General features: G+C 63.3%; 6 protein-coding genes. 5 read left to right on the forward strand and 1 reads right to left on the reverse strand.

Annotation, left to right across the window (positions count from 1 at the left end; all coding sequences use genetic code 11):
• On the reverse strand, window positions 1–1,399 hold a 1,399-nt coding region (locus ACODSO_RS28815), incomplete at its 3' end, for an MFS transporter (RefSeq protein ID WP_489040038.1).
• Between the two features lie 280 nt (window positions 1,400–1,679).
• Between ACODSO_RS28815 and ACODSO_RS28820 the strand changes: the two genes are divergently transcribed.
• From ACODSO_RS28820 to ACODSO_RS28840, 5 genes are read left to right on the forward strand one after another with little or no spacing between them, the layout of a single operon-like run.
• Window positions 1,680–2,852 carry an ABC transporter ATP-binding protein gene (locus ACODSO_RS28820; RefSeq protein ID WP_489040039.1) on the forward strand — a complete coding sequence of 391 codons (1,173 nt, stop codon included), beginning with the start codon at window positions 1,680–1,682 and terminating at the stop codon, window positions 2,850–2,852.
• Window positions 2,853–2,892: 40 nt separating this feature from the next.
• Entirely contained in the window at window positions 2,893–4,272 is a 1,380-nt protein-coding gene (locus ACODSO_RS28825) for an ABC transporter substrate-binding protein (protein ID WP_489040040.1), read from the forward strand.
• Window positions 4,273–4,314: 42 nt separating this feature from the next.
• Window positions 4,315–5,172 (forward strand): metallophosphoesterase, encoded by an 858-nt coding sequence (locus ACODSO_RS28830; protein WP_489040041.1) that lies wholly within the window; start codon window positions 4,315–4,317, stop codon window positions 5,170–5,172.
• Window positions 5,173–5,175: 3 nt separating this feature from the next.
• Entirely contained in the window at window positions 5,176–6,132 is a 957-nt protein-coding gene (locus tag ACODSO_RS28835) for a carbohydrate ABC transporter permease (RefSeq protein WP_489040042.1), read from the forward strand.
• Window positions 6,122–6,979, forward strand: coding sequence for a carbohydrate ABC transporter permease (locus tag ACODSO_RS28840; protein ID WP_489040043.1), 858 nt, complete (start codon window positions 6,122–6,124; stop codon window positions 6,977–6,979). The genes ACODSO_RS28835 and ACODSO_RS28840 overlap by 11 nt, the downstream gene beginning before the upstream one ends.
• Window positions 6,980–7,021: the final 42 nt, after the last annotated feature.

A 7,021-nucleotide genomic window follows, 5' to 3' on the forward strand; every position in this document is an offset into this window, starting at 1 on the left:
CCCCCCCCCCCCCCCCCCCCCCCCCCCCCCCCCCCCCCCCCCCCGCCAGCGCTCCCACTGCACCGATCATGAATGTCGTCGACATCGACGTCACCTCGCTACCCACCCGCGGCGATACAATAGCCGCGGCGGCCACCCCGAACACGGCGCCGAACTGCCGAAACGTGTTCATCGCGCCTGATGCGGCGCCCACCGACTCCGCCGGAACGGCGTTCATCATCGCGGCAATCGCGACGACACCGCCGGAGAGCGGAATGCCGATCCCGAGCAGGGCAAGTGCGACTCCATATACCGCGAACGGAGCGCCCGCCGGGATCGACATCAGGCCCAGCATCCCGACGCAGATCGACCCGAGCCCGAGCAGCATCGTCGGCCGGGTACCCAGTCGACCGACGATGTACGACGCGGTCAGTGATCCGACGCCCATTGCGCCGAAGAGCGGGAGAAATTCCAGCCCCGTCGCGATCGGACTCAGACCTCGCTCCCCCTGCAGGTACAGCGTCAAGATGAACAGCACGCCGTAGAGACCGAACAATCCGAGGAAATTCACTGCACACGCGGCAAAGACCTCGGGGATTCGGAGCAGACCCGGCGGCAACATCGGAGACTCGGCCCGACGCTCCCAGACCACGAACAGCGCCACTGAAAGAGCGGCAACCGCGAGGGTCACCAGCACGAACGGATGCGCCCAACCACGATGCGGGCCCTCGACGAGCGCGAGTGTGGCGCCGACACCTGCCGCGACGAAGAAGGCCTGGCCGATGACGTCGATACCACCGCTGCGCGATGTCGCTTTGTGGTGCAGCGAAAGCCGTAGGGCAACCAACGCGAACAGGGCGATGGGAATGTTGATCCAGAACAAGGACTGCCATCCCGCCGACGACACCAGCACCCCACCGACGAGCGGTCCCAGCGCCAGAGCAACTCCCGCAGTACCGCCCCATAGACCGATGGCTTTCGCCCGGGCCGTCGGGTCGGGGAAGTGCGTGGTCAACGCCGCGACGGACAGGGGGACAATGACGGCCGCGCACACACCCTGCAAGGCGCGACCCGTGATCAGCACGTTCATGGTCGGCGCGAGGGCGCAGACGATCGATGCGAGCGCGAACGCGCCGGTGCCACCGAGCAACATGCGCCGGGTACCGAATCGGTCGCCGAGCAGCCCACCCGACAGCAGGAGGCACGCGAACGCCAGTGTGTACGCGTCCAGCATCCATTGCGCCGCAGTATCCCCGCCACCCAGACTGTCTGCGATGGTCGGAATTGCCACCGGTGCGATGCTGGTGTCGAGGTAAACGATGAACGTCACCGCACAGATGCCCCACAGGAGGGTCCGCCGGCGGAGTTCAGGCCGGTTCGTCGAAGTATCGGTTCGGGAGATGTCACTATCCGAAGTCACTCGAACATCGTATGCTCAGGAACCTGAAATACTCTGATGCACGGCATGTTTCGATGTACAGCGATAGCCGAAGCCTATCCTGGCTGGCCAGACATCGGAACCTTCCGAAACTCGTCAATGTGCGTGGCGGCGATCGCATGCGCCCGAAGGTTCTATCGACCCAGGTCCGCGCACCTACATTGCTCCCGGCGCGCCACTCCTGCAGACGGTGTTCACCTCGAGTACACGACGGCGTGTTGGCATGTTCCCACTGATCAAGCGCACGGCAAGGAGAAACACGTTGAGCCGAATTCAACTCGAATCGGTGTCGAAGAAATTCGGTACCACCCATGCGATCCACGACGTGAGTCTCGATATCGCGGACGGCGAATTCATGGTCCTGCTGGGTCCGAGTGGGTGCGGCAAGTCGACACTACTCCGCATGGTGGCCGGCCTGACCCAGCCGACTTCGGGCCAGATCCTGCTCGACGACAACGACATAACCACGGCACCCCCACGTCAACGAGATCTTGCGATGGTCTTCCAGAGCTATGCGCTGTATCCCCATCTGACTGTCGCGAAGAACATCGGCTTTCCCTTGCGCACCCGTGGGCAATCGCGACAATCCATCGCTGACAGCGTCGCGAAGGTGGCGTCGATCCTCGACCTGACCCCACTACTCGGGCGGCGTCCGGCCGAATTGTCCGGCGGGCAACGGCAGCGAGTTGCATTGGCGCGAGCGATGGTTCGTGAACCGGGCGCATTCCTGATGGACGAACCCCTGTCCAATCTGGACGCACAACTGCGGAGCGCGACGCGTACCGAACTCATCGAATTGCACAAGAGGATCGGCACGACCTTCCTCTATGTCACCCACGACCAGGTCGAAGCCATGACGATGGCGTCTCGGATCGCGTTGATGAACGACGGGCGCGTCGAGCAAGTGGGCACTCCGACCGAGCTCTACGACACCCCTCGGTCCACGTTCGTGGCAGGCTTCCTCGGAGCGCCACCGATGAATCTCCTGACGGCCGAGGTCGTGAGCCGAGGCGGCGAACTATACGCGGAGGCAGCCGATCTTTCGGTGCCACTGGGCATCTCGGCCGACGAAGTCGCTGCTCGCAGCGTGACCATCGGCGTTCGCCCAGAACGTATCGTTCTCCGCCACGACGGCGTCGGCACCCCGGCCACGGTCGCCACCGTGGAGAACCTCGGGAGCGAAGAACTCGTTCATGTGCGTGTGGGTCCTAATGCCCTGTGCGCGAGAGTATCCCGGCCTGCCGGTGCACGACCCGGCGATACGGTCCATCTCGGCCTGGACAAGTCCGACCTTCATCTGTTCGACCGCGACACCGGGCGCCGGTTGGTCTGGCAGCCCGAGGACGCGGTTGCCGACACCGCAGTTGCAGACACCGCAGTTGCAGACACCGATGTCACCGCCCGACAGACGGGTATCCCAGTCTTCACTTCCTAGATCCCGATTCCTTCCGTACCCACTCTCACCAGGAGCAACAATGAAAAGAACCCTTCTCGGCATGGGTGCGCTCATGACGAGCGCACTCGTACTGACAGCATGTGGCGGTCTCGGCAGCACGACGTCGACGACGGAGACCACATCCGCCTCCCAACCGGTGCCCGAACTGACCGACGACCAACAGGTCTCGATTGTCTTCGAGAGCTACAACTACGGTCTGGCAGGTGCGTGGACCGACACGTTCAACACCCTGATCGGCGAATTCGAAAAGCAGCATCCGAACATCACCGTCACAGCGCAGAAGCCGCAAGGCAACAGCCCCAACCCCGCAACGGACACTGTGTCGAGCATTCAGAACCAGACCGTCGCGGGCGCACCCCCGGACGTTGCACAGCTCGGGTTCAGCGACCTGGACTTCACCATCAACCAGCTGGGAGCGCGATCCCTCGACGAACTCTTCGGCAAGGACGAGGTTCAGAAGAACTTCGACGGAACGAAACACGCCTACGCACCCACCGCACGCACGCTCGCAGACTGGGACGGGACCACGTACGGCATCCCGTTCGTGTTCTCCACGCCCGTCTTCTACTACAACGCAACACTCTTCGAGCAGGCCGGTCTCGATCCTGCCGATCCGCCCTCGACCTGGGACGAGGTTGGCGAGGCGGCGAAGACCATTGCCGACCGGACCGGCAAGGGCGGGGTGTACCTCGACTGCCTCACCAAGTCCGCGAAGGACTGGTGCTACCAGAGTTTGGTCCGATCGAACGGCGGACGCGTCATCTCGGAGGATCGGACGTCTCTCGAATTCGCCGACGAGGCGGCCGTCGAAGCTACGACGATGGCGCAGAAACTGGTCGCCGACGGAGCGACGCCGGTATTGAGTCAGCAGCAGGGATACGAGGCCTTCGCTCGCGGCGACATGGGGATGATTCTCGAAACCAGCGCTATACAAGGGACGTTCACCAAGGGTGCCAAGGACAAATGGGATCTGCGTGCGACCACGATGCCGTCCTTCGGTGACAAGCCTGTCGTTCCCACCAACTCGGGTGCGTCGCTGTTCACGTTCGCATCCGACCCCGCGAAGCAGCGTGCGTCCTGGGAACTCATGAAGTTCTTGACCAGCGAGGAGTCCTACACCACGATCTCACAGGGCATCGGCTACCTTCCGCTGCGCACCGGGCTCGTCGACGATCCCGAGGGACTGCAGGATTGGGCATCGAAGAGCCCGCTGATCGGGCCGAACCTGAAGCAGCTGGAGTCGATGGAGCCGTGGGTCTCCATGCCCGGCAACAACTATCTGCAGATCCGTGACGGAATGATGGACGCCGTCGAGTCGATCGTCTATCAGGGTGCGGATCCGGGTCCGACGCTGGAGGCGGCCCGCGATCAGGGCACAGCTCTTCTCCCTGCTCAGTAGACCGTCGCCCCCCTGCCGAAGCCGCCCAAGAAAGGACACGAGATGGCTGGACCTGATTTCACCGTCGTTCAGTTGACGGACACACACATTCGCAGAGAGGGCGAGACGGTGCACGGCGTCGACACGCTCGCCAACCTGCACACGGTCCTCGACCGATTGGTGAAATCGGGGCAGCGCATCGACGCCCTGGTTCTCTCGGGAGATCTTACCGACGATGGTGACCCGGAGGCATACCGCCGGTTGCGCGAGGCAGTCGTTCCCGCCGCCGACGCTCTGGGTGCCGTCGTGATCTACGCAATGGGCAATCACGACGATCGCGAAGCGTTCGTACACGAATTGATCGCGCCTCAGTCGCCCGACGGCCCCGTCGATGCCGTGGATGCCGTCTTCGACATCGGTGGAGTCCGAATCGTCGTTCTGGACAGCACGACGGCCGGTCGACACGACGGCCGGCTCGAGCCGAGCCAGCTGTCGTGGCTGACCGACGTTCTTGCCGAGCCGGCACCCGGCGGCACGATCCTGGTGCTGCATCACCCACCGATCCCGTCACCGGTCACTTCGGTCGATTCTCTTCGCCTGCAGCACTCGGAGCATCTCGAGGCCGTTCTCGCCGGGTCCGATGTAGGCATGATCCTGTGCGGTCACGCCCACCACACGAGTTCGGGGTCGATCGCTGGGATTCCGGTGTGGGTGGGCCCCGCGATGTCGTACCGCGTCGACCCGATACCGCCCGTCGGCCGACATCGCGGTGTAGTCGGGTTCGGCTTCTCCCGCATCGATGTGTTCGGATCGTCCTTCGTCGCTACCGCGGTGGAGGCCACGCCGACTGCGACGGTGTACGACGAGTCGATGCAGGACATTCTCGACAAGCTCGCGGCGCTCTCGCTCCAGGCTGGGTGAGACGTGTTCGTCAGCGTTCTCGACCGCCCTGTACCCGCCAAGGAGACGGCCTCCGAACCCGCTCGGACCATCCGGGATTCATCGATCGCGCGTGTACTGCGCGTCGCGCAGCCCTATCTGTATCTGACACCGGCCATCGCACTGCTCGTCGTGTGGACCTATCGCCCACTCGTCCAAGCTGCTCAGTTGTCGACGTATTCGTGGAACTTGTTGCCCACGACACCGATGCAAGCGGTGGGGGCGGACAACTACCGTCGTCTGCTCGAATTGCCGGCCGTCGGTGACTCCATCTGGCGCACGGTCGTTCTGATTCTCGCCCTGCTCCCCTTCTCGATCGTTCTGCCCGTGGTGATCTCGTTCGCAACGCGGGGCGTACACGGGCGAGCTCGGGTGATGTACCAGAGCATCATCTTCGCTCCGTTCCTGATCGCACCGGTAGCGGGCGCGGCGGTGTGGCAATGGCTGCTCGATCCGAGCGCCGGAATCGTCAATCGGATTCTCGGTTCGGACCGCAATTGGATCCAGGACACCGCTACCGCTCAGTGGGTGATCATCATCATCACGGGGTGGCACTTTCTCGGGTTCGCGGTGCTGGTGGTGTCCGCCGGCATGGCGGGTGTGAACAGCGACTACTCCGAGGCCGCACAGATGGATGGGGCGTCGCGGTGGCAGATCGATCGTTGGATCACGCTGCCGTTGCTCTCCCCCACCCTGGTGTTCCTCACACTCATGACCGTCCTGCTCAGTGCACAATGGACATTCCCGCTGATCGACACCCTGACCCAAGGCGGGCCGTCGCAATCGACGACCAACATCTATTACCTGTTGTGGGACTACGGTTTCCACAGCTTCGACGCCGGACTCAGCGCGGCCGCAGGCATCGTGCTCTTCGTGGGATTCGGCGCTGTCGCAGGTGCCCTCGTCTGGCTCTCCGAACGGATTACGTTTCATGACAACTGACATGCGCAACACCGGCGCGCCCGACAGCGTCGAGGGTAGCGGCGATCTGCTGCGCCGAATTCGCGGGCACGCCATTCTGATCGTCATCACGGTGGTGTGTGCGTTCCCGATCTATTGGCTGTTCGCGACATCGTTGCGTCGGCCGGACGACGTCGGGTCCCTCTCACCATTTCCGTGGCCACTGTCGATCGAGAACTACACGGATGCTGCGTCGAAGGTCGACATAATCGGCCTCCTGTTGAACACGTTCGGTGTCGCTTTCGTGTCCGCCGCGTCGCAGCTGTTGATCGCACTGCTCGCGTCGTACGCGTTCGCGATGTACACGTTCCGGTTCCAGAACTTCCTCTACCTGGCATTCATCGGGACGTGGTTGGTGCCGTTCCAGGTCACCATGCTGCCCAACTACGTTCTGCTGTACCAAATGGGTCTGATCAACACGCTCGCCGGAGTCGTGGTGCCGACGCTGTGTTCGGCTCTCGGCGTGTTGATGCTCCGTCAACACATGACCAGCTTCCCGAAGGAACTGGTGGCGGCTGCGCGAATGGACGGCAGGTCGTCCTGGTCGATCCTGTGGACAGTCGTGGTACCAAATCTGCGCCCGGCACTCGCGGCGTTGTCCATCCTGTTGTTCATCAACTCGTGGAACGAATATTTCTGGCCGGCAGTGGTTCTGCAGCGTAGCAACTCCGTCCTGCAGCTCGGTTTGCGCAGTTTCATGGGCACCGAGGGCAACGACTGGGGCCCGATGATGGCGGTGGCAGGGATGGCGTGCCTCCCTGTCTTCCTCCTCTACATCGTGCTGCAACGTCACATCGTCAACGCGTTCGTCCGCTCCGGTCTCAAGTAGGAACCGAATCAGGGGCGGGGGGGGGGGGGGGGGGGGGGGGGG

It is taken from the genome of Rhodococcus sp. FG69 (genome assembly GCF_057808915.1).